This window comes from Hyphomicrobium sp., from assembly GCF_035572195.1.
GTDB lineage: Bacteria > Pseudomonadota > Alphaproteobacteria > Rhizobiales > Hyphomicrobiaceae > Hyphomicrobium_B.
This window is the reverse complement of the sequence record NZ_DATNBA010000130.1, coordinates 1-20,393: the sequence shown is the minus strand read 5'-3', so window position 1 is coordinate 20,393 and position 20,393 is coordinate 1. Positions and strand designations below refer to the sequence as shown.

Below are 20,393 nucleotides of genomic sequence, written 5' to 3'. Positions count from 1 at the left end.
CGACGAGCCTGGCCAGAAGTGAGGAGATATCTGGCCGATCCAAAGGTCGGCACCGGAAGCGCCAGCGGCGCAGCCGACTTCAGGAATGGCCCTGGCCCGCGCTCAAAATCGCCAAAATCCGGTCACCAAAAAGGGTCAGGAGCACACCGGAGATCATTACCAATGCACCCGTGGCCTTGATCGGAGAGATTGATCGCGTGACAACTCCCAATATCCCGAAATTGTCGATCACCAGGGACGTCAGCAATTGTCCGGCGATCACCAAAGCGAGCAGGTTCGCCAATCCGATCCGAGGCGCGAGCAGAATCGTGCCGGAAATTGCGGCTGCCCCTAACAATCCTCCGATGAGATACACCCAGGGTTGATCGGGGATAACCGATAGAGCGCTTATTAAATTGCCGTGCGCTACGGCGATTACGGTCAGCACGATCGTTCCGGTCAGGAATGAATAGAACGCGGCGGCAAATGTATTGTCTCCCATCGCGACGGCCAATTGCCCATTGACAGCCGCCTGCACAGATAATGCGACCCCGGCCGCAAAGGCGATCAGGATGAATAGGACGTTTGTCATCAAGCTGACTTTCCTCTCGCTCATTGCCGGTTCCGGAAGGCTCTTGAGGTTCATCTACGATGTTCCAAAGGGCGATTAGGGCGTTGCAGTTCTAAGCTCTTCTTCACGACGAGCGCTTCGGCTCACGTCGTTTCAAACGGGGACTCGCTTCGTCGGTGACATTCATAATCTCATGCCGCGCCGCGCATTGGCCGTAATCGAACCATGCTGTAGGGACGGCACTTCGCAATATTTCGGATAACAGGCGGCACGGCTGCATGCTGCAGCTTGGCTGCCTGTGCGCCTCCCCGCAATCGGGGGATTATGGGGAGGCGCTTTTCGCCGGTAGTACCACAAGGGCCTGCGCCAGATATGCATCGGCTCCGGCGAGCGCTTCACTGATTTTAGTCGAAATCACGCACCGTCGCTGAAGCTCGGTGTCCGCGTATTTCAACGCCTCGCGGAGTTTCATGACCAGCACAAGCGTTGCCGGGTCCGGGGCGGTTTCCATGATCATGGCGGGATTCCTGCGGTTTGTTCGTTCCGATCACAGGTACAATCAGCGCGGCAATTTCAAGGATTCTCGCCGGCGCCGCACAGGCTGCTGTCGAGAATTGATGCCATGGTGTCACATCGACCCACGAGAACGCCGCGTCGTGGCGGCGAGCGACTTGCATTCCGGGGCCCAAATCAGATTGCTTGGACTATGCCGACACCAGCAGTCGTGCCGCGTAGTTGTTGTTCCCGGATTTACGGGATCACCTCTCCCCCGAGGTGGTATCGGCGGTGGCAGAACCGCGCCGTCCCCATATGGTTCTGTCGGAGCGATAAGCTCGAAAGAGAGCGGCCAAAAGTGCCGCTCTCTTTTCGTTTCAGGCATCCGAATTCTTTTCTTCGCCGGAAGGGGAAAAGGGACGGGCGCCAATCCCAATCTGACGATATGGAACCGACGCCCGCTACAGGGTAGTAGGTCAGCACCTCTCATCGGGCGCTGTTGGGTAAACCAGCGTTTTGGAGGGTTCGTTCCCTCGAATTCATTTTTTGCGGCTGAGCAAAAGCTACAGATCAAATCGTAGCGAGCGCGGCGAAGAAGGCCTGTTTGGGATCGCAAAATCGGGCATTGCGAATGACGTTAGCGTGCTTCCGCCTGCCAACCGACGCCGCTGATATTGTAGCCGGTGTGGTCGAGCGTCCGCGCAACAATTGCGATAGGCGTCACGTTACTCATTGCGGGCGCACGACTTGCGTGAGTTGCACGGGCACGGCGCAGCCGATGCCGAGAGGTGTCAGGCTTGTCGTCGTCGGCGACGTGCTTGTCCTCGGCACGCTTCACGAAGGACTTCACCAAGCCGCCGCCAAGTCCCATGTACCCGCCGCCGGTCCAGTCGGGCTCGATCGTGATCGACACGGTGTTGTAGCTCTGGGCCGTGCCGTCTTGCGAGAAGCTAAACACCGCTGCTGCGAACACGATGGCGACTGCCGAAAGTCGAAGAAAAGTCACGGAATTCAGGCCCCCCTGTCAAAGAGACAGCTATGGCGCTGATTTCGAGGTGCTTCGGGTAAACAAAAAATTAACAATCCCCGTAATCACCGCTGGGAACATTCCATCCGTCACAGTAGTTTTATCGTCAACTCATCGTCGCCGCTGCGGAAATCTATGGAATTGTGTCTCGATTGGGGCGCACAATGGCGGCAGGCCGCATAGCACAGTTCAGAGTATAAGCCATGCAAAGCGCCAATTCCCACCAAGCTACCAGCCACGGTCTCGGATTTAAAGCGGCTGATAGCGTTTCAAATTTTTCAGTCCAATATCCTCGGCACCTGGCAACGGGTGCTATACTTTTCGAACCTGGCGAACAGCGTCGACTTTATCGCGTCGAAAGCGGTGCGATTTGCCACTATATGCGACCGGCCGATGGCGAGCACGAGATTATCGAGTTTGCATTTGCCGGCGACATCATTGGGCTAGGTCACTCGCCGACGCATGTGAGTACGGCAAAGGCCATGGTTGAGAGTAACGTCAGCGTCATTACCGATGCAGACCTCGATCGCGCGCTGCAAAACGACAATAAATTGTTTTTCAAGCTCGCTGATGCCGGCGAACGCGAATTCGATTATTTCCGGAACAGATCGCTGGAAGGTGATCTGCTGCCGCCGCTTGAAAGAGTAGCGAATTATCTGCTGGCAATCTCCAGCATAGAGATTTCCGAAGGCCGCGAGGCAACGATCATTGCTGATGACTTTTCATCGGGCTTCGTGGCCGACCAGCTCCAGATCAGCGTCGATACGCTCACGACCGTGCTGCTCAGCCTTCAGCGCAGCGGTTTCGTGGACGTGTCGGATTTGGGGTTGCGCATTCTTGATGTCCCCGGACTAGAGAAATTGGCCGCCACCGCTTAGCTGGCCATAGTGATGAGCCGACTACGGCTCTCTCTTGGCCAACGCTTCGCGTTGCTTCAGGAGGCTAGCAAGCTGAGCTTCCTGGTCGGCAATCCGACCGGAGGTGCGATCTTCGTCGGCAGCGCCGGTGAAGGCTGCAGCCTCCTCCACGAGTTCCCTGAGGTTGTCCCTGACGATGGCAATGCGTTTGTCGATCTCAATCAGATCTGCGGCGTTGGGCATAAAAGCTCCTTTTTCAGAACTCGATCCGAATTCAAGGCTCCTTGGACTCTTTGGGCTCCGGAGCCTTGGCGCGCTTTGAAAATGTCGAACCGGCTTCCTTGAAATTCAAGAGGTGCGCCTCGTCGGCCGCGCCTTTCGTTTCAGCTACGACGCCGAACGATAACGGTTCGTCCTGGGCGTAACGCTTGCCGAGCCTGTAGGCGATCTCGGCACGTGCGGTCTCGACGCCGAGGTAGAAGGCGTGCCCGGCGTCGGATCGCGTGTCGAGGTGCGGAAAGAGTTCGAATGGATCGTCCGATACGTGATGGCCATTCCGATTGTAAATATGAACGCCATCTTCGGCCACTTCGATGCGATAATTAGCGTCTCGAATCTGGGCGGCGAGCGTTTTGATTTCCTCCGGCGTCGAAGCAAATCCTCTGCGATCCCGAAGCGCCATCAATCCCATGCCGAAGCCTTGCGGCAAGGCGTTGGCCTTACGGGCTGCAAAATACTCGCGGCGTGCCCGATCGAATTCCTTGATGGCCGTTCGGCAATGCGGACTGACCTGCACAGCCAGCACCGCAGTGATGTGGAGCTCCGAGCAAAGTCCCATTAACAGCGCGTTGATGCCGGTCGTATCGGCGTCCGTAAGCTCCGTGAGGTTACCGATCCCCATCAGAATTGGAACGTCGGGACGACGCGACCTCAGATCGACGTAGCGCGCAATGGAGGCGGCGAAGCCATAGTGGATAGGGTCAAGAATGGGATCGGCGTAGAACGGCTTTCCTTTCGCAATCATGATATCGATGGCGCGATCGAGAGAAGCGGCATCAGCCGCACCCGCCGATACCAGCACAGGGATTGCCGGCCCCTCATCGGCGATACCAATCGTCTTTTCCGAAAGACTGAGTAAATAGTCGGCGCCCGCCCGCGTGGCACGCGACAGTTCTTCCGCATTGAACGAATCGACGCTGACCTTGAAGCCATCGGAATGGAGCGCAGCGATGGACTCTTCCAAATGCGGAAACGGGCTATCGGGAAGACATCCGAGGTCGATAATGTCGGCTCCGTCGGCGCGCATCATCCGGGCGCGTTCGACAATCTGCGCGGGAGTCATCAGCGTCGCGTCGATGATTTCGGCGAAGATGGTAACATCATACTCGGAGAGATCGACCTGCTGCTTGGCATGACCCAGATATTCGGGAAGGTCGGCAATTTCTTCGGGGCCGCGCTCGAACCGGGTGCCAAAAAAATCCGACAGCCGATCGAGATCGCCACGGAATCGACCCGGCATGATTACGCGGTCGGCGCCAGCCGGAAGTTTCAGCCGGCGTTCGACGATATCCGCCGTCATCAGTGCGGCCACCTTGACACCGACGTTGGCAACCACGGGTTCCATATCATCGCCGTTGAGTTCCTCGGCGATGCGCTTTACGCGTGGTTCCGCCAGCGATCCGGTAACGAGTACGATGCGCTTGGCCACGTCCGGCGATTCCTTTCAAAGTTCGGCTTGATCGTGAGTTTGCATTGAACCGTTCGCGGTGCAACGCCTAGAAGAGGCCTGCCAGCGAAAGAGCGTGCTTAACGGCGCTGCCGCTGCCGCCAATCAGGAGACCGTCGCGAATGAGAAGAGTGTTTATCATCGGGATCGGCGCGGGCAACCCCGACTACGTGACGATGCAAGCCATCAAGGCAATGAATGAGGTCGACGTCTTCTTCATCCTCGACAAGGGGCGGGAAAAGGATGACCTGGTCAATCTTCGAAAGACAATCTGCGAGCGCTATATCGAAGATCCCTCCTACAGGGTCGTCAAAGTTCTGAGTCCCGAACGCGACACGGGAGCTGAATACACGTCCGGCGTTCACTCCTGGCACCGCCAGAAGGCCGGCATCTTCAGCGCGCTCATCGCCAACGAGCTGAAGGATGACGAATGCGGTGCGTTTCTCATTTGGGGCGATCCGGCGCTCTACGACAGCACGCTGCGCGTGATCCAACACATCCTCGCGGATGGGATGCTGGAGTTCGACTACGAAATAATTCCCGGGATCACCAGCGTCCAGGCATTGGCCGCGCGTCATCGCATTGCGTTGAACGAAATCGGGCAACCGATCCATATCACGACGGGGCGCAAACTCTCGGAGGGATTGGCGCAAGACGTTGATAGTGCCGTTGTGATGCTCGACAACGGCACCGCGCTCCGTACGCTGTCCAACGAGAACGTTGACATCTACTGGGGCGCCTACCTCGGTACGCCCGACGAAATTTTAATCTCCGGCAAGCTCAGCGAATGCATTGACGAGATCGAGCGCGTTCGAAGCGAGCAGCGGACGCGCAAGGGCTGGATCATGGATACGTATCTACTGCGTCGCGTAGCTCCACAATGACGCGGGTTCGGCACGCAGCCGATCACGCGCGCTCCAACTCGGCCTCGGCGCGTAGGCTTTCGAGATCCCGCGATACGGTGGCGACCGCCAATTTGCGGCTGTTCTGATAGTACGTCACCTTGCAGTCTCGGCCGGCCGGATCGCCGTCGATTTCCACTTTGTCCCAACCTTGGGCGTGGCCGACGTATGAGACCGTCACGTCGTAGTGCTGGCTCCAGAAGAACGGCGCGGCATCGAAGGGGGCGCTGCCGCCGAGGATATTGATCGCGGCGGTTTGGCCTTGCCGCTCGGCGACGACCCAGTGTTCGACGCGGATCGGAGCGCCGCTGTGGGGATCTGGCCAGCGCGCGATATCGCCCGCCGCATAGATGCCGGGGACGCTCGTCTGGAGATACTGATTGACGACGATCCCATTATCGATTGTGAGCCCCGCGTCTTTGGCCAGCCCTAGATCCGGGCGCACCCCGATGCCGGCGACAATGAGATCGGCGGCGAGACGCTCTCCCGACTTCAGTATCACAGCATCTTTCTCGATCGCAGACACTGACGTGCCGAGATGGAATATGACGCCGTGCTCTTCGTGGATGCTCTTGACCATGTCGCCGAGTTCGGGGCCGAGAACGCGCTCGAGTGGGCGTGATTGCGGCCCGACGACGTGAACCTCGATGCCCCGCGTGCGCAGCGATGCTGCCGTTTCGAGGCCGATAAAGCTTGCGCCGATGACTACGACCCGCTTTGCACTCGCGGCTTTGGCGATCAGATCGCGACTATCGTCGAACGTGCGCAGATAATGGACGTGTGGCAGGTTGGCGCCCGGAATATCCAGGTGCACGGGATCGGCTCCGGTCGCGATCAGAAGCGCATCGAATGCGATGCGGCTGCCGTCCGACAGCGCGACGGCCCGTTCGACGGGATCGATCGACGCGACGCGCGCGCCCAGCCGCACGTCGATCTTTTGCTCCGCGTAAAAATCCGCCGTGCGCAGCGGAATCCAGTCCTCTGAGGCCGTGCCTGCGAGATAATCCTTCGATAGATTGGGCCGGTCATAGGGCAACGCGTTATCGGCGCTCAGAATCGTCACGGTGCCACCGAAGCCGTGCCGGCGGAGCATCTCTGCGGCCGCATTTCCGGCAGCGCCGCCGCCAATGATAACGACGGACTTCAGCGGCCCGTCCGGTATCTCATGCTTGGGCGGCTTCGGCTCCGGAAGCTTATCGCGAACGTAGATTGTCGAGTCGCTTTCTTCGACGCGCCAACACGAGACGGGGTTCAGCGCCGGGGCGCGCAATGCCTCTCCCGTGCGAAGACTGAAACAGGCGTGATGCCAAGGACAACGAACCGTATCATCGACGATCAGGCCTTCAGCCAACGGCCCGTTATAATGCGTGCACGTCGCGCCGATCGCAAAAAGCTCCGAACCGCGCCTTACGAGCAAAACGGCTTCGCCGTCGACGTGTCCGAGCAGGCTGGCTCCATCGGCCAGGTCCGATGTGGCGACGCCGCTCGCCAAATCGGGGCCGGCCAGCTCTTGCTCGTTTCCAGACATTCAAGGCTCCAATGTTGGCATGCGTCTATCGTCGTCGCTCGTTCATGCACCCGCTGGCGAACGCCGCGTCGTTTCAAAAAGGAACCAGACCCGCTTTTCAGCTTCATCAATCCAGTTTTCCAACAGGCTCGCGGTCGCGATGTCGCCGTGCTCGTCGCAAAGATCGTGGACCTCGCGCATGGCGCCGACCAATTGCAGATTGTCGTCTCTCAATTCGGCCAACATATCGTCTGGGGTGACATACTCGGCATCATTGTCCAAGATCCGCGTCTGGCGGCCAATCTGGCCGATCGACCGGATGGTTACGCCGCCGATTTTGCGCACGCGCTCGGCAATCGCGTCGGTCGCTCCGAATATCTCCGCACCTTGCTCGTCAAGCATAAGGTGATAGTCGCGGAAGTTCGGACCCGACACATGCCAGTGGAAATTCTTCGTCTTCACGTAAAGCGCAAAAAAGTCGGCGAGCAATGTGGTGAGCGCGCCGGAGAGATCCTTGACGGCGTTGTCGGAGAAGTGCGCCGGTGTATCGAGCGCCGCCTTACGACGCGCCTTGACGGTATCGGTTTTCATGAGTGTCATTCCTTAGGCAATTTGCTACGGGAAAGTGTTGGAGCGTTAGTGCTGCGGATGGTGACTAAAGACGCGCCGATCTATCGAGCATTTATTCCTTATCCAAGAGAGCGTATGTTCACATTTTCGCTAATCGAGAGATCGTTGGTGCGCGAAGCGGTGATGATGGAACAGTTAACGCTCTTGCCGATCTAGCTTCGCACCTGCTGCATAAAATTGCGGTAGAGCTTTTCGGCATTTTCTTCGAAGCGTCGCATGTGCGGGGCGGCGGCTTCCGCCATTCTGTCGAGAGCCCCAGCGCCATGCGTACGCTCCAGAGCCTCGGCATAAGCCGGAACTTTCCCCCATTCCGCGATCGTGTCCGGTTCGATCTCGACGTGATATTGCATGCTCCAGGCACGTCTTCCGGCGCGCATCGCCTGGCAGCTGCAAGCGTCGGATCGCGCCAGAACGATTGCGTCATCCGGCGGCTGTGCCACTTTTACCGAATGCCATTGCAGCACTTTGAATTCCTCCGGTAGCCCGGCGAAGACGGGATCCCGAGCCGCCTCGGGCGTCAACGCAACATCGAGAATACCAATCTCAGATGGTCGCTGCGGCCCACAGGTTCCCGCCAATGCATCGGCGAGCAGCTGGTGACCAAGGCATAGACCGAGAAAGGGCCGGTCGAGTTCCCTGACCCAGCGGCGAATGGCGCGCTTTTCCTCGATCAGCCACGGGTGATCCTCAACATCCCAGACGTCCATCGGTCCACCCATCACCCAAAGTGCGTCATAAGGTTCAAGCGGTGGAATGGTATGGCCGGCATCAAGCCACACGGCGTCCCAGGTGATGCCGTCAGCTGCAAGAAATTTGCGGAATATGCCGGGATGTTCGCAAGCGATATGCTGCAAGACAAGAAAGCGCACACGGCCCTCACTGAATGCTAATTCGGCCGTAACATGTCGCACAGCCAAACAGAAAGCGCTATGCGGCGTGGCTTGCCGGCAGCGGGCGAGAAAAGAATTGAAAGTGACCGCTAACGTCGTGCATACGATCTGATTTTTCACGCCGCCGAGGGGATGAACATGAAGATTTGCATGATCGGGGCGGGCTATGTCGGGCTCGTTTCGGCGGCCTGCTTTTCGGAGTTCGGCTGGACGGTGACGTGCGTCGACAAGGACGAGAACCGTTCGGCTGAACTCAAAGCCGGTCGCTCGCCGATCTACGAACCCGGCCTCGACGCGCTGATGGAACGCAACATGACAGCCGGCCGCCTGACGTTCACGGGCGAGCTTGGTCCGGCCGTCGCGGGTGCCGATGTCGTCTTCCTCGCGGTCGGCACGCCGATGCGACGCGGCGATGGATATGCCGATCTCTCCTACGTGTTCTCGGCCGTTGAAGAAGCCGCGCCACATTTCGACGGCTTCACGGTCGTGACGACGAAGTCGACGGTGCCGGTGGGCACCAGCCGCGAGATCGAGCGCCGTCTCAAGATCAAGCGGCCGGATGCCGACGTCGCGATCTGTTCGAACCCCGAATTCCTGCGTGAGGGATCGGCCATTCAGGATTTCACGCATCCCGATCGCGTACTCGTCGGTTGCGACCAGGCGCGGGCACGGGAAGTGATGGAGCGGCTCTATAAGCCACTGGCGCTGCGCGGTTCGACCGTGATGTTCGTCGATCGGGAGTCTGCCGAGCTAGCCAAGTATGCCGCCAATGCATTTCTGGCGCTCAAGATCAGCTTCATCAATGAAATTGCGGATCTTTGCGAATCGATCGGTGCCGATGTGCAAGAGGTGGCCTCGGCGATCGGCAAGGACCGGCGCATCGGCGACAAGTTCCTCCATCCCGGCCCCGGCTACGGCGGCTCGTGTTTTCCCAAGGATGTATCGGCTCTCATCCGGACCGCGCGCGAGGCGAAATCTCCGGTTTCGATCATTGAGCAGGTCGAGCGCGTCAATCACGAGCGCAAGCTGGCGATGGCCGTGCGGATCGAGGCCGCCGCCGGCGGGTCCGTCCGCGACAAAACGATCGCGGTGCTAGGGGTTACGTTCAAGCCCAATACCGACGATATGCGCGACGCGCCGAGCCTCGTCATCGTGCCGATGCTGCAGGAGCGCGGGGCAACGGTCCGAGCCTGCGACCCACAGGGACGTCAGCAGGCCGAGCCCTTGCTTCCCGGCGTTATTTGGTGCGAAGGCGCGCAAGAGGCGGCACGCGACGCCGACGTGCTCGTCATCCTAACCGAGTGGAACGAATTCCGGGCGCTCGACCTCGAGGCTGTCAAGGCCACCATGGCGGGCAATGCCGTGGTCGACCTCAGGAATGTTCTCGATCCGGAAGCGGCGCTCGAATTGGGCCTCAGCTATCAGGGTATGGGCCGGGGCAAGCTCGCTTCCAAGAATGCCGATAACCCTCGTTCCCGGCTTAAAAATTGATGGTGCGGCTTTAATCGCGAAACCGGCCACGCACTGAGTTGCCGATACCGGACTCGTATGCATCGCCCCAGACCCCGAGGCCGATTGGCCGCGGCGGTGTGCATAACGTCATTACCGGCGCCGTGCGAATACCTCGCGCAAGCTTCGAATAGCAAGCTCCCCGAAATATTGCGCGCGGGGAATGCTTTTTATGGCTGCAACGAAGGCCGCTGACGGCGCCGTCGAGATGCTTTTTGTTCAACGGGATGCTGGCCTTGCCATCGGCGTGGTCGGGATCCTGATGATCCTGTTCCTGCCGCTGCCCGCGTTTCTCATCGACCTCGGCTTGGCGTTCTCGATCGCGCTTTCGATGGTCATTCTGATGGTCGCGTTGTGGATACGACGCCCGCTCGAATTCTCTGCCTTTCCGACAGTGCTTCTGATCGCGACGCTGCTTCGGCTGTCGCTGAACGTCGCCACGACGCGCCTTATTCTATCCCAGGGCGCCGAAGGGCCAACGGCCGCCGGTCATGTCATCGCAGGTTTTGCGCAGTTCGTTATGGGCGGCGATTTCGTCATCGGCATTATCGTCTTCATCATTCTCGTCACCGTCAACTTCGTCGTCATCACGAAGGGCGCGACGCGTATCGCAGAAGTTGGTGCGCGCTTCACGCTCGATTCATTGCCCGGCAAGCAGATGGCCGTCGACGCCGATTTGTCTTCGGGCGCCATAGACGAGAAGGAAGCTATCCGCCGGCGCCGGGAGCTGGAAGAAGAGAGCCAGTTCTTTGGCGCGATGGACGGCGCCTCCAAGTTCGTGCGCGGCGACGCGATCGCAGGCCTCATCATCACGGCCGTCAATATTTTCGGCGGCATTATCATAGGCGTGACGCGTCACGACCTTCCGTTCGAGCGGGCGGTCGACACCTTCACCAATCTCTCGGTAGGCGACGGTCTCGTGACGCAAATGCCGGCGCTGATCGTGTCGTTGGCGGCCGGTCTACTCGTGTCGAAGGGCGGTACGCAGGGGTCGACCGAAGGCGTCATCATCTCTCAGTTCGGCAATTATCCTCGGGCGCTGCTGCTTGCCGGTTCCGTCATGGCGGTTCTCGCGCTCGCGCCGGGGCTGCCTTTGCTGCCTTTCGCCGCCATCGCGGGCATTCTGACCTTCATAAGCTTCAGCATCACCCGGCAGAGAGCAGCAACGGCGCGCGCTGTCGCGACCGCGAAGACCGAAAGCCAGTTTGTTTCAGCTGAAGAACAGTCGCGACTTTCGATACGCGAGCAATTGAAGACGACGGAGATCGAAATTTGCTTCGGCAAACAGATCTCGACGGTCTTGATGCGCGCTTCCAGCGATCTGCCGCAGCGCGTTGCGAAGATGCGGCGCAAGTTCGCTAAGCAATACGGCTTTGTCGTTCCCGAGATCAAGCTTGCGGAAGATTTGTCCGTTCCCTCGAAGAGCTATCAAATCAAGGTGCACGGAACGGTTGTCGCCAGCGCCGAACTCAGACTGGGAGATGTCCTCGTCGTCGTCGGCGACGGGCCGAAGCCCGATACGCCCGGCGACGAGACGCGGGAGCCGGCGTTCGGCATGAAGGCGCTTTGGGTGCCGGACATTTTTACGAACGCCTTGAAACGCGACGGCTACGTGCCCGTCGAGAATACATCGGTGCTTCTGACGCATGTCGCCGAAGTGATCCGTAACAGCCTTGCACAGCTGCTGTCGTACCGCGATCTGCGGGCTCTTCTCGACCGGCTCGATCCGGAATATCGCAAGCTGCTTGATGAAATTTGCCCAGCGCAAATCTCGTATTCGGGCCTTCAGGGCGTTCTGAAGATGCTGCTCGCGGAGCGCATTTCGATCCGTAACCTGCATCTCATCCTGGAAGCGGTAGCGGAGATCGCGCCCTTCTCGCGCAAAGCCGAGCAGATTGCCGAGCACGTCCGCATGCGCCTAGCGTCACAAATTTGCGGTGATCTGAGCGAAGGCAATTATCTCAAGGTCGTGCGGCTAGGAAACCGTTGGGAGATCGCTTTCCATCAGGCGCTGAAGCGCGACCCGAAGGGCGACATCATCGAATTCGATATCGATCCGCGCCTTATCGAGCAGTTCGGCGCCGATTTGAGCCGCGTGGTGCAGCCGCTTATGGATGCCGGCCATCAATTCGTTCTGGTCACGGCGGCCGAAACGCGGCCCTATGTTCACACCGTCACCGAACGACTCTACGGCACTCTGCCCGTGCTGTCGCATCTCGAGATCAGCCGCGGCGTCCAGATCCAATCACTCGGGTCCATTTCGTGACCGAGTTCACGCACGAAAGCATCCTGATACCATTGATCGTCTTTTGTCGTGTCGGCGCTTGTTTCATGGTGCTACCGGGTATTTCGAGCGAACGTGTGCCGATGCAAATGCGGCTTTTCATTTCGCTCGCGGTGGCGCTAGCCTTGACGCCACTGGTCAATGACCTGGTTCGCCCTGCCGCGGGAGCACCTGCAAGCGACCTCCTGGCGATGCTCGTCACCGAAACGCTGGCCGGGCTATTCCTGGGCTTTCTGGTGCGGATATTTTTCCTGGCGCTTGAGTTTGCGGCGATCGCCATGGCCAATTTCGCCGGCTACGGCTCGGTCTTTTCGCACGCCATCGATAGTAATGATCCCTCAACACCCTTTTCGGCGTTCGTGACGCTGCCGGCCGTTGCTTTGTTCTTCATTACCGATCAGCACATCAACGTCATCCGCATGCTGCAAAACTCCTACGGCGTCTTCAAGGTGGGGCTGCCGTTTGCCACGCCTCCAGACCTTGCGACTATCGTCGCGACATTCGGTACGGCTTTCAAGTTGACATTGCAGCTCGGTGCCGCGCTCGTTGTCTACTCGCTGACGGTGAACCTTGCGTTCGGCTTCCTGAACAAGATGGTTCCGCAAATTCCGTCATATTTTATATCGACTCCATTCGTCGTTCTGGGCGGGCTCATCATTCTCTTGCAGATCGACAGTACGATGCAGGAGATTTTCTCGTCTCTCGTCATGCAGGCCATCGCAAACCTCGGACAAAATGGCTAGAGCCTCGAAAAAACTTCGCCGTCTGGCGGACGTCTTCCAAGATCTCGAGACGGTCGAGCGGGCGAAGGTCGGCGAGCTGACGCGCGAAATGAATGAGCTGCGTACCGCTCAAGACGAAATCCTTGCCAGCCTGGCGGAGCCGACGGCATTTCACGGCCAGTTCGTCGCGTTGCTGTCAGGCCGCGTCGGCAGTCTCGAACGTCGCCTGCAGCGGCTGGCCGGGGAACGCGAGATCGCGCTCCGGCAATACACTGAGGCGGCGCGCCGTAAGCGCAGTGCCACCGAGTTGCTGGCAAAAGCTCGTGCCGAGGAAGCCCGCAAGTTCGAACAGGCGGAACTCGAAGCGCTCTTGGAATTTCAGGAAGCTACAGCCGCGCAAGGCCGGTGTAAGTCTCCGCGTTCAACCTGAGACGATCTCTTTTCCAGGCGAAGCCACCCCCATGTCCTCGATTCTACCCGCTTCAGGTATTGATTCGGCAGCGTGGGCTGCCGGCCGGTCAATCGAGCAGACGGCACCGAGCAAGCTCGCGAACCTCGCCGCCGATCGTTCCAATTCCGGCAAGCCGGACAGCAAGACGAAGGACGTCGGCCAACAATTTGAGGCGATGTACCTACGCCAGATGCTTGATGAGTTTATGCCCAAGGATTCCGAGGCGTTGTTCGGCAAGGGAACGTCTGGAACGGTCTGGCGCTCGATGCTTGTGGATAGCTTGGCGACGTCGCTGTCCAAGGCCGGCACGATCGGCCTCGCACAGATGATCATGAGACCTGAACCGACCAAGGGGAAATAGAATGAGCGTCGCTGCATTCGAGGGAATATCCAAAGCGCCTCATACGCCCGGCGCGAACGGAGCCCCCATTGCCGCTGTCGTCCCCGCCAATGCCCGGCGCACGGCACCGCCATCTCGTTCCGTTGCGCCGCATCCCGATGCCTCGCGCGCGCTGGTCCTCTCCGTCATCAAGCGCATCGAAGGTTATCTCGAAGAAGAGACCGCAGCCCTGCAAAAGTCGCTCGATTTCGATTTCAAGGCGTCGAATGATCGAAAGAGCCAAGGTCTCGTCGATCTCAATCAAGCGCTCCGGCGGCTGCCGAAATCGGACGTCAATGCAGATCTCAAGGCACGGCTTGAGACGTTCCGCAAAAAACTTGCCAGCAATCTGAGAGTTATTCGGCTGCATTTGGATGCCGTCAAAGAAATCGCTTCGATTCTTTCGGACGCGATACAGAGCGCCGAATCCGACGGCACGTACACACGTAGCATCGGCCCCTACCGGAGCGCTCCGTGATCCGGATGATCATCTTAAGTATCGCGGCTTGCTTGTCGACGATGGGCGGGGTTTACGGCGCCGTAACGTGGAAGAAGAGCGCCAGTGAGAACCCGGATAAGGGTGCCCAGGCGAATGTGCAGATGATGAAGACGCGTATGGTCAGCGTACCGGTCATGTCAGACGGGCAGGTTCTCGGATACGTCGTGGCCCGCTTGCAATTCTCAGCCGTTACTGAAGAACTGAAGGCCAGCACGGTGCAGCCGGAACCCTTCGTCGCCGACGAAGCTTTCAAGCGCATCTACGATACGACGCCGGGCGACATGAAAGCCGGTCGCAAGCAAGCGCTGCGCGTGCTGACGGCGGATATCGCGAGCGGCGTCAATAAGAGGCTTGGCCGCAACGTCATCAAAGACGTGTTTATCGACAGTTGGACCTATCTTTCCAAACAAGACATGATGAAGAACAAATGACCACGCTCGATAGTGACTTTGCTTTCGGCAAAATGTTTCGCAAGGCCACGGCGGCCGATTTCGGACTGCGTCAGGAGCACGACGCCTTCACCGACACAGATGCCGACGGGTCGAAAGCGCGGGGCGGCATGGCGGCGCTGTCAATTTTCGCCGGTCTTGGCATTATGTCGGCGGTCATATTCACGACCGGCTATCTGGCGCTGCTATCCGATACGCCTGCGATATGGATTCACCGGCTAATGGCGCTGACGGTGGCGCAGAGCATTCTTATTTCCGCCGTCGCGATGAAACTTCTACCGCTCATCGAACGCCGCCGTCTTTCGGTACGTATCATCACCGACGCCCGCGCGAACAGAGTGCCGCCGCTGCTCGACCAATCGGCACGCACCAATGAGGCTGCAGCGACTCCGCCACCGCTACCGGAGCCGGTTATCGGGGGCAAATTGGCAGGGCGCGAGCTTTTACAACACGCCGACGGGGCGATCGAGATCGATACGCTCGTCGGGCGGCGGCGTTTCGCGTCACTCGCAGCCGCCAGAGAATTCGTCGGCGGCTGACGGCAACTCAGCCGGTCAATGCAAAATCTTCGAAGTCGCCGGCGCCGTTTTGCTGCGCATCGGACGTCTCGCTCTTGATGCCGCTCAGACGCTCGCTGACGTCGGCAAGTTTGACCGATTTCAAGGCCTCCGAGACGTCGATCTTCCATTCCGGCTTCGCAAGTTTCGAGATACCGATTAGGTAATTCGAAACGGCATCGAGGCTTTGCGAAAGCCGATCAAGGCTCTGCAATTCATAGAGCGATTGGGAGCCTCCAAAGGCTCCGGCGACGACCAGATTGCCGATCAGGTCTTGAAGATCATTGACGCTGTCGGAAAGCACCCGCACTTCATGGCCCAACGTGGTGAGAACTTCGGGAACAGCAACAAGCTCTGCTTTGCAACCATTGGCGTTGTCTGCGGTACCGATCATGACACCTATTCCCTTGAACGTATGACTGCTTCTAGAACAACTCGAGTTCGCCGGCGTGCGTATCGACGGCAGCGGCTGGAGCGACGACCGGCCGTTCGACCTGAAGTGTTCCGGTGAGCAGGATTTGTCGCGCCCGACCTGACACCGGCCAATACTGAATTCTGCGCCCCTGCAAGCCGCCGGTGCTGCCACCGATATGAGCGATGCCCTCGTCGCGGAGGAAACGCTCGGCAAATTCGACATTGTGTTTGCCGATATCGGTGTGCGCCCGCACGGTTTTTGCGCCGCCAAAGAGCTTTGCCTCGAGACGTTCCCGTCGTGCTCCGGATTTGAGCAAGCCGTTGACAAGAAGCTCCATCAGATGAACGCCCATGCGTTCGGCTTCATCCGATTTCACGCGGCTGGTATTACCGGGCAGCAAAAAGTGATTGATACCGCCGACACCGGCGAGCGGATCGCGGATGCAGGCCGCAACACATGATCCGAGGATCGTCGTGACCATGACGTTCTGTTCGCTGGCCACGAAGAATTCACCTTGGATGATGTGGACGCGATTTTCTTTTGTCGCGACCGCACTCATGTCAATTTCCCGACGACGGCCTCGATGCACGTTTTCAGGGCTGGCACCGTGAAAGGCTTAGCAAGGAAATTATTGAGGCCCCATTTCTTGCCCTCGTCGATCAAGGCCTTGTCGCCCTTGCCGGTTACGAGGATGAAACCGACCCTGCTCGTCGGGGCATGCTGGCGCAAAGCACGCAGCAGCTGGATGCCGTCGATCTTCGGCATATTGAAGTCCGATATGACGAGGTGGCACGGGGTCGTCATCATCATCTTCAGCGCTTCTTCGCCGTCCTTGGCGACCCTGAACGACTTCAGTCCGATCTGATCCAATCCGTCCGTCAGAAGCGCACGGCTAACCGACGTGTCGTCGACCACCATTATCGTAAGTTGCTGCATTGAGGGCATGGACCGCCTCCTAGTGTTTCTTGTTTGTTGACGTTTCTGCCATGATCGCTGCCGCCAGTCGCTCAAGCGGCAGCTGCTTTTCTACCGCACCGATATCGAATGCCGCTTTCGGCATTCCATAAACGATGCAGGTCGATTCATTTTGCCCGAATGTCTTGGCTCCAGCCTTGCGCATCGATAACAATCCTGCGGCGCCGTCGCGGCCCATGCCTGTGAGAATTACGCCGACCGCATGGCCTTTGCTCGAACGTGTCACCGATTCGAAAAGCACGTCGACGGAGGGACAATGGCCGTTAACCCGGTCCCCCGATTTCAGACGACAGCGCAAATCGGTTCCGCCGCCCGCAACTTCCAGATGCTGCGATCCTCCGGGCGCCAAATAGATGTGGCCGGGCGCAAGTTTGACCCCCTCGCTCGCCTCCTGCACTTTGGCAGCGCACACCCTATCAAGGCGGCTGGCGAAGCTGCGTGTGAATGAGGGCGGCATGTGCTGGGCGATGACCGCCGGCGGGCAATTTTCCGGAAATTGCGATAAAAGCGCGATGAGAGCCTCGACTCCTCCCGTCGATGCGCCAATCGCGAGTACCCGCCCATCCGATTGATAGTCCTCGTGCGACCGCCGCGCGTCTGCGGCGTGCTTTTGATTATCGTCTCTGAGAAGTGGCCGAACGCGTGCTGAAGCGGCAATCTTGACCTTGAACGGCAACTCTTCAAAGTTGTGTTCGTTGCCTGGTCTCGGCTTCTCGATGCAATCGACCGCACCGATCTCGAGCGCCTTGATCGTTTCTTCGGCGCCGCGGCTCGTCAGTGTCGATACCATGATGACGGGCATCGGCCTCAGCCTCATGATTTTTTCGAGAAACTCAAGACCGCTCATGTTGGGCATTTCGACGTCGAGCGTAACGACATCGGGATTGAGTGTCTTGATCGCTTGGCGCGCTTGCAAAGGATCTGCGGCTTCGCCCACCACCTCGATTTCGGGATCGCGCGCCAACGCCGATGAGATCAGGCCGCGCATCGTCGAAGAGTCATCTACGACCAGAACTCTAATCTTTTTCATGCGCGCACACCGCCGCTCTTGCGGTAGCTGGTGATGCCGTCGGCAGTCAGCATAGCTGATGCAGGACCGGAAACACGTTCGGAATGACCTATGTAGAGCGCGCCTTTGTCGGCTAGCAGCCGCGTCAGGCGTTGCCAGATCATGTTTTGCGTATCGCGATCGAAGTAGATGACGACGTTGCGGCAGAAAATGGCATCGAACGGCCCTTTGAAAGGCCATGAGCCCATGAGATTCAGCTCGCGAAAAGACACCAGTGAGCGAACCTCGTCCGAGATTTTCAGGGCCCCGCGATCTTCCCCTGCGACGGGCGCGAACCACTTCGCACGTAAATTCGGCGGAACGTCGCTCAGCTCTTCCTGCTGATAGAGACCCTTCATGCCGTGCGCGACGACGTGCGGATTGAGATCGGTCGCAAGGATGCGGACGTCCAACTGGGCCGCCTCGGGAATGGCCGAGAGGACGGTGAGCGCCATCGAATAGGGTTCCTGGCCGGTCGAACAGGCCGCCGACCACAGCCGGACGCGATTTCCCCGGCGCGCCGCATCGGCGAGCGGCTCTAGGATCGTTTTTCTCAAATGCTCGAAGTGATGCTGCTCTCTGAAAAAGCGGGTCACGTTCGTCGTCAGCGCCGCGATCATACTACTTCGCTCGGCCGCGTCGTCGCGAACCGCGTCGCAGTAATCCGAGAACGTCGGAATTCCGAGCGCTCTCAGCCGTTTCGCAAGGCGCGAATAGACGAGAGTCGCTTTCGACTCGGCCAAGTCAATTCCCGACTCGGCCTTGACGAGGTCCGCGATCTCGCGAAAGTTCGCCGCCGAAAACGCGAACTCACCCGTGACGAGCATTTCCGAACGGCTTGATGCCGAACGGTGAGCCGCAGTGGTCATGCGGCCGCCTTCTCCGTCACCGGCAATACGCAATCGAGCGTCACGATGCTGATCATGCGGCCGTCGACCGCATAGACGCCCTTGACGAAGGTCTTCGCCATTTCCGACGCGACATCGGGCGTCGGCTGCATCGAGGCTTCAGAAGTCATTAGTATGTCGGACACGGCGTCCACAAGAAGACCGACGACCTGCTGATGAACCTGTACGACAATGATGACGCTACGCGGCGTCGGCTCGGTGAGCCCGAGGCCAAAGCGCATCGCGAGATCGATGATGGGGAGGACGGCACCCCGAAGATTAATGACGCCACGAACGTACGGCGGCGCGTGCGGCAGCGGCGTGGCGGGCGTCCAGCCGCGAATTTCGCGAACGCCCATGATGTCGACGCAGAATTCTTGCGACCCCATGCAAAAGGCAACAAATTCCCGATCGCCGGAATTGGCTGCGTGTCCGATGTCATGCACGATGGCTATCCTCCCGTTCCATAGCGCAGCTCGCCGGCGAGCGGATCGTTGAGCAAGCCGCTTACCAACGCATCGACGTCGAGAATGAGCGCGACGCGCCCGTCCCCGAGGATGGTGGCGGCCGCGATCCCCGCGACGGTGCCGTAATTTGCTTCCAAGCTTTTGATGACGACCTGGCGTTGATCTTGAATGGAATCGACGAGCAAGGCGTTGCGCGTGCCGTCGCCCGTTTCGACCAGGATTGCGACTCCGCGCTCTGGCTCCATCGCGACGTCACGAAATCCGAGTTGCGTTCCCACGTCGATGACCGGGACGAACGTGTTGCGGATCGACATGACCCGGCCATCAGCGCCAAGCGAATGAATCTCGCCCTTTTTGGGTTTCGATGTTTCAACGATCGCCGTCAGCGGCACGACCAGCGTCTGGCCCGCGACCGAAACTGCCATGCCGTCGAGAACGGCGAGCGTCAGCGGCAAGCTCATCGAGAATGTCGAGCCGAGGCCCGGACGCGATGAAATCGAGATGCGCCCGCCGAGCGCCACGATCGAGCGCTTCACAACATCCATGCCGACGCCGCGGCCCGAAATGCTCGATACCGTCGCAGCGGTCGAGAAGCCCGGCAGGAACAGCAGGTTGTCGATGTCGTTGTCGGAGAGCTGTGCATCGGCCGCAATCAAACCCTTTTTGATCGCCGAGGCGCGAACCTTCGGGCGATCGATGCCGGCGCCGTCGTCCGAGACTTCGATGACGATGCGACCGGAGCGGTGCGCTGCGGTCATGCGGACCATGCCTTCGGCAGGTTTGCCCGCGGCGAGACGCACTTCAGGCGCTTCGATTCCATGATCGACGGCGTTGCGGATCATGTGCGTCAACGGTTCGGCCAAGCGCTCGACAACCGTCTTGTCGACCTCCGTCGCCTCGCCTTCCGTTTTCAGGCGGACTTCCTTGCCGGTGGCGTCCGCTACCTCGCGAACCATGCGTGACATGCGCTGGAACAGTGGCTTCACCGGCTGGGCGCGGATGGCCATCACGCTTTCCTGGATCTCGCGCGTCAGTTGCTCGAGTTCCTCAAGGCCGATCACGACCGAGGACGAGCCTGCGAAATTCGCTTCTATCACGCGCTGCGACAGCATCGCCTGATTGATTACAAGTTCGCCGACGAGGTTGATCAGCCGATCGACGCGATCG

Annotated in this window: 25 protein-coding genes; 10 read left to right on the top strand and 15 right to left on the bottom strand. The window is 59.2% G+C overall.

The annotated features are described in order from the left end of the window. Window positions 1–79: 79 nt before the first annotated feature. The 3 genes from VN623_RS10855 to VN623_RS10845 all read right to left on the bottom strand — a co-directional run bounded on the left by VN623_RS10855 (window position 80) and on the right by VN623_RS10845 (window position 2,051). Entirely contained in the window at window positions 80–625 is a 546-nt protein-coding gene (locus VN623_RS10855) for a DMT family transporter (RefSeq protein ID WP_325570954.1), read from the bottom strand. A 247-nt stretch (window positions 626–872) separates the two neighbouring features. Then, window positions 873–1,067, bottom strand: coding sequence for a hypothetical protein (locus VN623_RS10850; RefSeq protein WP_325570952.1), 195 nt, complete (start codon window positions 1,065–1,067; stop codon window positions 873–875). Between the two features lie 615 nt (window positions 1,068–1,682). After that, window positions 1,683–2,051: a hypothetical protein gene (locus VN623_RS10845; protein WP_325570951.1), complete on the bottom strand. Its 369-nt coding sequence runs from the start codon at window positions 2,049–2,051 to the stop codon at window positions 1,683–1,685. Between the two features lie 224 nt (window positions 2,052–2,275). Between VN623_RS10845 and VN623_RS10840 the strand changes: the two genes are divergently transcribed. Then, the gene (locus VN623_RS10840) at window positions 2,276–2,950 is read left to right on the top strand and encodes a Crp/Fnr family transcriptional regulator (protein WP_325570950.1); all 675 of its coding nucleotides are present in this window, start codon (window positions 2,276–2,278) and stop codon (window positions 2,948–2,950) included. 21 nt (window positions 2,951–2,971) lie between these two features. Here the strand turns inward: VN623_RS10840 and VN623_RS10835 are convergent, their stop codons facing one another. Together VN623_RS10835 and VN623_RS10830 are read right to left on the bottom strand one after the other, a co-directional pair. Next, window positions 2,972–3,172: a hypothetical protein gene (locus VN623_RS10835; RefSeq protein ID WP_325570948.1), complete on the bottom strand. Its 201-nt coding sequence runs from the start codon at window positions 3,170–3,172 to the stop codon at window positions 2,972–2,974. Between the two features lie 31 nt (window positions 3,173–3,203). Next, window positions 3,204–4,637: a DUF6513 domain-containing protein gene (locus tag VN623_RS10830; protein ID WP_325570946.1), complete on the bottom strand. Its 1,434-nt coding sequence runs from the start codon at window positions 4,635–4,637 to the stop codon at window positions 3,204–3,206. A 140-nt stretch (window positions 4,638–4,777) separates the two neighbouring features. Here VN623_RS10830 and cobF point away from each other — a divergent pair, with 140 nt between their 5' ends. Continuing rightward, the gene (cobF, locus tag VN623_RS10825) at window positions 4,778–5,539 is read left to right on the top strand and encodes a precorrin-6A synthase (deacetylating) (RefSeq protein ID WP_325570944.1); all 762 of its coding nucleotides are present in this window, start codon (window positions 4,778–4,780) and stop codon (window positions 5,537–5,539) included. A 22-nt stretch (window positions 5,540–5,561) separates the two neighbouring features. Here cobF and VN623_RS10820 read toward each other — a convergent pair whose 3' ends face one another. The 3 genes from VN623_RS10820 to VN623_RS10810 form a co-directional block, all read right to left on the bottom strand. Continuing rightward, window positions 5,562–7,085, bottom strand: a complete 1,524-nt coding sequence (locus VN623_RS10820) for an FAD-dependent oxidoreductase (RefSeq protein ID WP_325570942.1) — start codon at window positions 7,083–7,085, stop codon at window positions 5,562–5,564. A gap of 42 nt (window positions 7,086–7,127) precedes the next feature. Continuing rightward, entirely contained in the window at window positions 7,128–7,655 is a 528-nt protein-coding gene (locus VN623_RS10815; protein WP_325570983.1) for a DNA starvation/stationary phase protection protein, read from the bottom strand. A gap of 191 nt (window positions 7,656–7,846) precedes the next feature. Then, complete coding sequence (locus VN623_RS10810; RefSeq protein WP_325570940.1) at window positions 7,847–8,563, bottom strand: type 1 glutamine amidotransferase; 717 nt, start codon at window positions 8,561–8,563, stop codon at window positions 7,847–7,849. Window positions 8,564–8,722: 159 nt separating this feature from the next. On the opposite strand from VN623_RS10810, the gene VN623_RS10805 reads away from it, so the two are divergent. The 8 genes from VN623_RS10805 to VN623_RS10770 all read left to right on the top strand — a co-directional run bounded on the left by VN623_RS10805 (window position 8,723) and on the right by VN623_RS10770 (window position 15,416). Further along, window positions 8,723–10,075: a UDP-glucose/GDP-mannose dehydrogenase family protein gene (locus tag VN623_RS10805; protein WP_325570938.1), complete on the top strand. Its 1,353-nt coding sequence runs from the start codon at window positions 8,723–8,725 to the stop codon at window positions 10,073–10,075. Between the two features lie 190 nt (window positions 10,076–10,265). Beyond that, entirely contained in the window at window positions 10,266–12,359 is a 2,094-nt protein-coding gene (gene flhA / locus VN623_RS10800) for a flagellar biosynthesis protein FlhA (RefSeq protein ID WP_325570936.1), read from the top strand. Further along, window positions 12,356–13,120, top strand: coding sequence for a flagellar biosynthetic protein FliR (locus VN623_RS10795; protein WP_325570934.1), 765 nt, complete (start codon window positions 12,356–12,358; stop codon window positions 13,118–13,120). The genes flhA and VN623_RS10795 overlap by 4 nt, the downstream gene beginning before the upstream one ends. Beyond that, entirely contained in the window at window positions 13,113–13,529 is a 417-nt protein-coding gene (locus VN623_RS10790; protein WP_325570932.1) for a hypothetical protein, read from the top strand. Before VN623_RS10795 ends, VN623_RS10790 begins: the two co-directional genes overlap by 8 nt. A 31-nt stretch (window positions 13,530–13,560) precedes the next feature. Continuing rightward, entirely contained in the window at window positions 13,561–13,911 is a 351-nt protein-coding gene (locus VN623_RS10785; protein WP_325570930.1) for a rod-binding protein, read from the top strand. Between the two features lies 1 nt (window position 13,912). Then, window positions 13,913–14,407 (top strand): hypothetical protein, encoded by a 495-nt coding sequence (locus VN623_RS10780; RefSeq protein WP_325570928.1) that lies wholly within the window; start codon window positions 13,913–13,915, stop codon window positions 14,405–14,407. A 5-nt stretch (window positions 14,408–14,412) separates the two neighbouring features. Next, complete coding sequence (locus tag VN623_RS10775; protein WP_325570981.1) at window positions 14,413–14,859, top strand: flagellar basal body-associated protein FliL; 447 nt, start codon at window positions 14,413–14,415, stop codon at window positions 14,857–14,859. Further along, a complete protein-coding gene (locus VN623_RS10770) occupies window positions 14,856–15,416 on the top strand; it encodes a hypothetical protein (RefSeq protein WP_325570926.1) in 561 nt (186 codons plus the stop codon). Before VN623_RS10775 ends, VN623_RS10770 begins: the two co-directional genes overlap by 4 nt. A gap of 7 nt (window positions 15,417–15,423) precedes the next feature. Here the strand turns inward: VN623_RS10770 and VN623_RS10765 are convergent, their stop codons facing one another. The 7 genes from VN623_RS10765 to VN623_RS10735 form a co-directional block, all read right to left on the bottom strand. After that, window positions 15,424–15,828 (bottom strand): hypothetical protein, encoded by a 405-nt coding sequence (locus VN623_RS10765; RefSeq protein ID WP_325570924.1) that lies wholly within the window; start codon window positions 15,826–15,828, stop codon window positions 15,424–15,426. A 31-nt stretch (window positions 15,829–15,859) separates the two neighbouring features. Continuing rightward, a complete protein-coding gene (locus VN623_RS10760; RefSeq protein WP_325570922.1) occupies window positions 15,860–16,408 on the bottom strand; it encodes a chemotaxis protein CheD in 549 nt (182 codons plus the stop codon). Then, complete coding sequence (locus tag VN623_RS10755) at window positions 16,405–16,794, bottom strand: response regulator (protein ID WP_325570920.1); 390 nt, start codon at window positions 16,792–16,794, stop codon at window positions 16,405–16,407. Before VN623_RS10755 ends, VN623_RS10760 begins: the two co-directional genes overlap by 4 nt. A gap of 10 nt (window positions 16,795–16,804) precedes the next feature. Then, complete coding sequence (locus tag VN623_RS10750; protein WP_325570918.1) at window positions 16,805–17,854, bottom strand: chemotaxis response regulator protein-glutamate methylesterase; 1,050 nt, start codon at window positions 17,852–17,854, stop codon at window positions 16,805–16,807. Then, entirely contained in the window at window positions 17,851–18,741 is an 891-nt protein-coding gene (locus VN623_RS10745) for a protein-glutamate O-methyltransferase CheR (protein ID WP_325570916.1), read from the bottom strand. Before VN623_RS10745 ends, VN623_RS10750 begins: the two co-directional genes overlap by 4 nt. Continuing rightward, window positions 18,738–19,208 (bottom strand): chemotaxis protein CheW, encoded by a 471-nt coding sequence (locus VN623_RS10740; protein WP_414653207.1) that lies wholly within the window; start codon window positions 19,206–19,208, stop codon window positions 18,738–18,740. Before VN623_RS10740 ends, VN623_RS10745 begins: the two co-directional genes overlap by 4 nt. Before the next feature lie 2 nt (window positions 19,209–19,210). Beyond that, window positions 19,211–20,393, bottom strand: a 1,183-nt coding sequence (locus VN623_RS10735; RefSeq protein WP_325570912.1) for a chemotaxis protein CheA, incomplete at its 5' end; no start/stop codon positions are given.

Bases quoted from the DNA above. Each gene is read 5' to 3' on its own strand.
- VN623_RS10820 (WP_325570942.1), bottom strand. From the start codon at position 7,085: ATGTCTGGAAACGAGCAAGAGCTGGCCGGCCCCGATTTGGCGAGCGGC.
- VN623_RS10745 (WP_325570916.1), bottom strand. From the start codon at position 18,741: ATGACCACTGCGGCTCACCGTTCGGCATCAAGCCGTTCGGAAATGCTC.
- VN623_RS10750 (WP_325570918.1), bottom strand. From the start codon at position 17,854: ATGAAAAAGATTAGAGTTCTGGTCGTAGATGACTCTTCGACGATGCGC.
- VN623_RS10855 (WP_325570954.1), bottom strand. From the start codon at position 625: ATGAACCTCAAGAGCCTTCCGGAACCGGCAATGAGCGAGAGGAAAGTC.
- VN623_RS10780 (WP_325570928.1), top strand. From the start codon at position 13,913: ATGAGCGTCGCTGCATTCGAGGGAATATCCAAAGCGCCTCATACGCCC.
- VN623_RS10805 (WP_325570938.1), top strand. From the start codon at position 8,723: ATGAAGATTTGCATGATCGGGGCGGGCTATGTCGGGCTCGTTTCGGCG.
- VN623_RS10835 (WP_325570948.1), bottom strand. From the start codon at position 3,172: ATGCCCAACGCCGCAGATCTGATTGAGATCGACAAACGCATTGCCATC.
- VN623_RS10785 (WP_325570930.1), top strand. From the start codon at position 13,561: ATGTCCTCGATTCTACCCGCTTCAGGTATTGATTCGGCAGCGTGGGCT.
- VN623_RS10755 (WP_325570920.1), bottom strand. From the start codon at position 16,794: ATGCCCTCAATGCAGCAACTTACGATAATGGTGGTCGACGACACGTCG.
- VN623_RS10850 (WP_325570952.1), bottom strand. From the start codon at position 1,067: ATGATCATGGAAACCGCCCCGGACCCGGCAACGCTTGTGCTGGTCATG.
- VN623_RS10765 (WP_325570924.1), bottom strand. From the start codon at position 15,828: ATGATCGGTACCGCAGACAACGCCAATGGTTGCAAAGCAGAGCTTGTT.
- VN623_RS10770 (WP_325570926.1), top strand. From the start codon at position 14,856: ATGACCACGCTCGATAGTGACTTTGCTTTCGGCAAAATGTTTCGCAAG.
- VN623_RS10775 (WP_325570981.1), top strand. From the start codon at position 14,413: ATGATCATCTTAAGTATCGCGGCTTGCTTGTCGACGATGGGCGGGGTT.
- VN623_RS10760 (WP_325570922.1), bottom strand. From the start codon at position 16,408: ATGAGTGCGGTCGCGACAAAAGAAAATCGCGTCCACATCATCCAAGGT.
- VN623_RS10790 (WP_325570932.1), top strand. From the start codon at position 13,113: ATGGCTAGAGCCTCGAAAAAACTTCGCCGTCTGGCGGACGTCTTCCAA.
- VN623_RS10815 (WP_325570983.1), bottom strand. From the start codon at position 7,655: ATGAAAACCGATACCGTCAAGGCGCGTCGTAAGGCGGCGCTCGATACA.
- flhA (WP_325570936.1), top strand. From the start codon at position 10,266: ATGGCTGCAACGAAGGCCGCTGACGGCGCCGTCGAGATGCTTTTTGTT.
- VN623_RS10840 (WP_325570950.1), top strand. From the start codon at position 2,276: ATGCAAAGCGCCAATTCCCACCAAGCTACCAGCCACGGTCTCGGATTT.
- cobF (WP_325570944.1), top strand. From the start codon at position 4,778: ATGAGAAGAGTGTTTATCATCGGGATCGGCGCGGGCAACCCCGACTAC.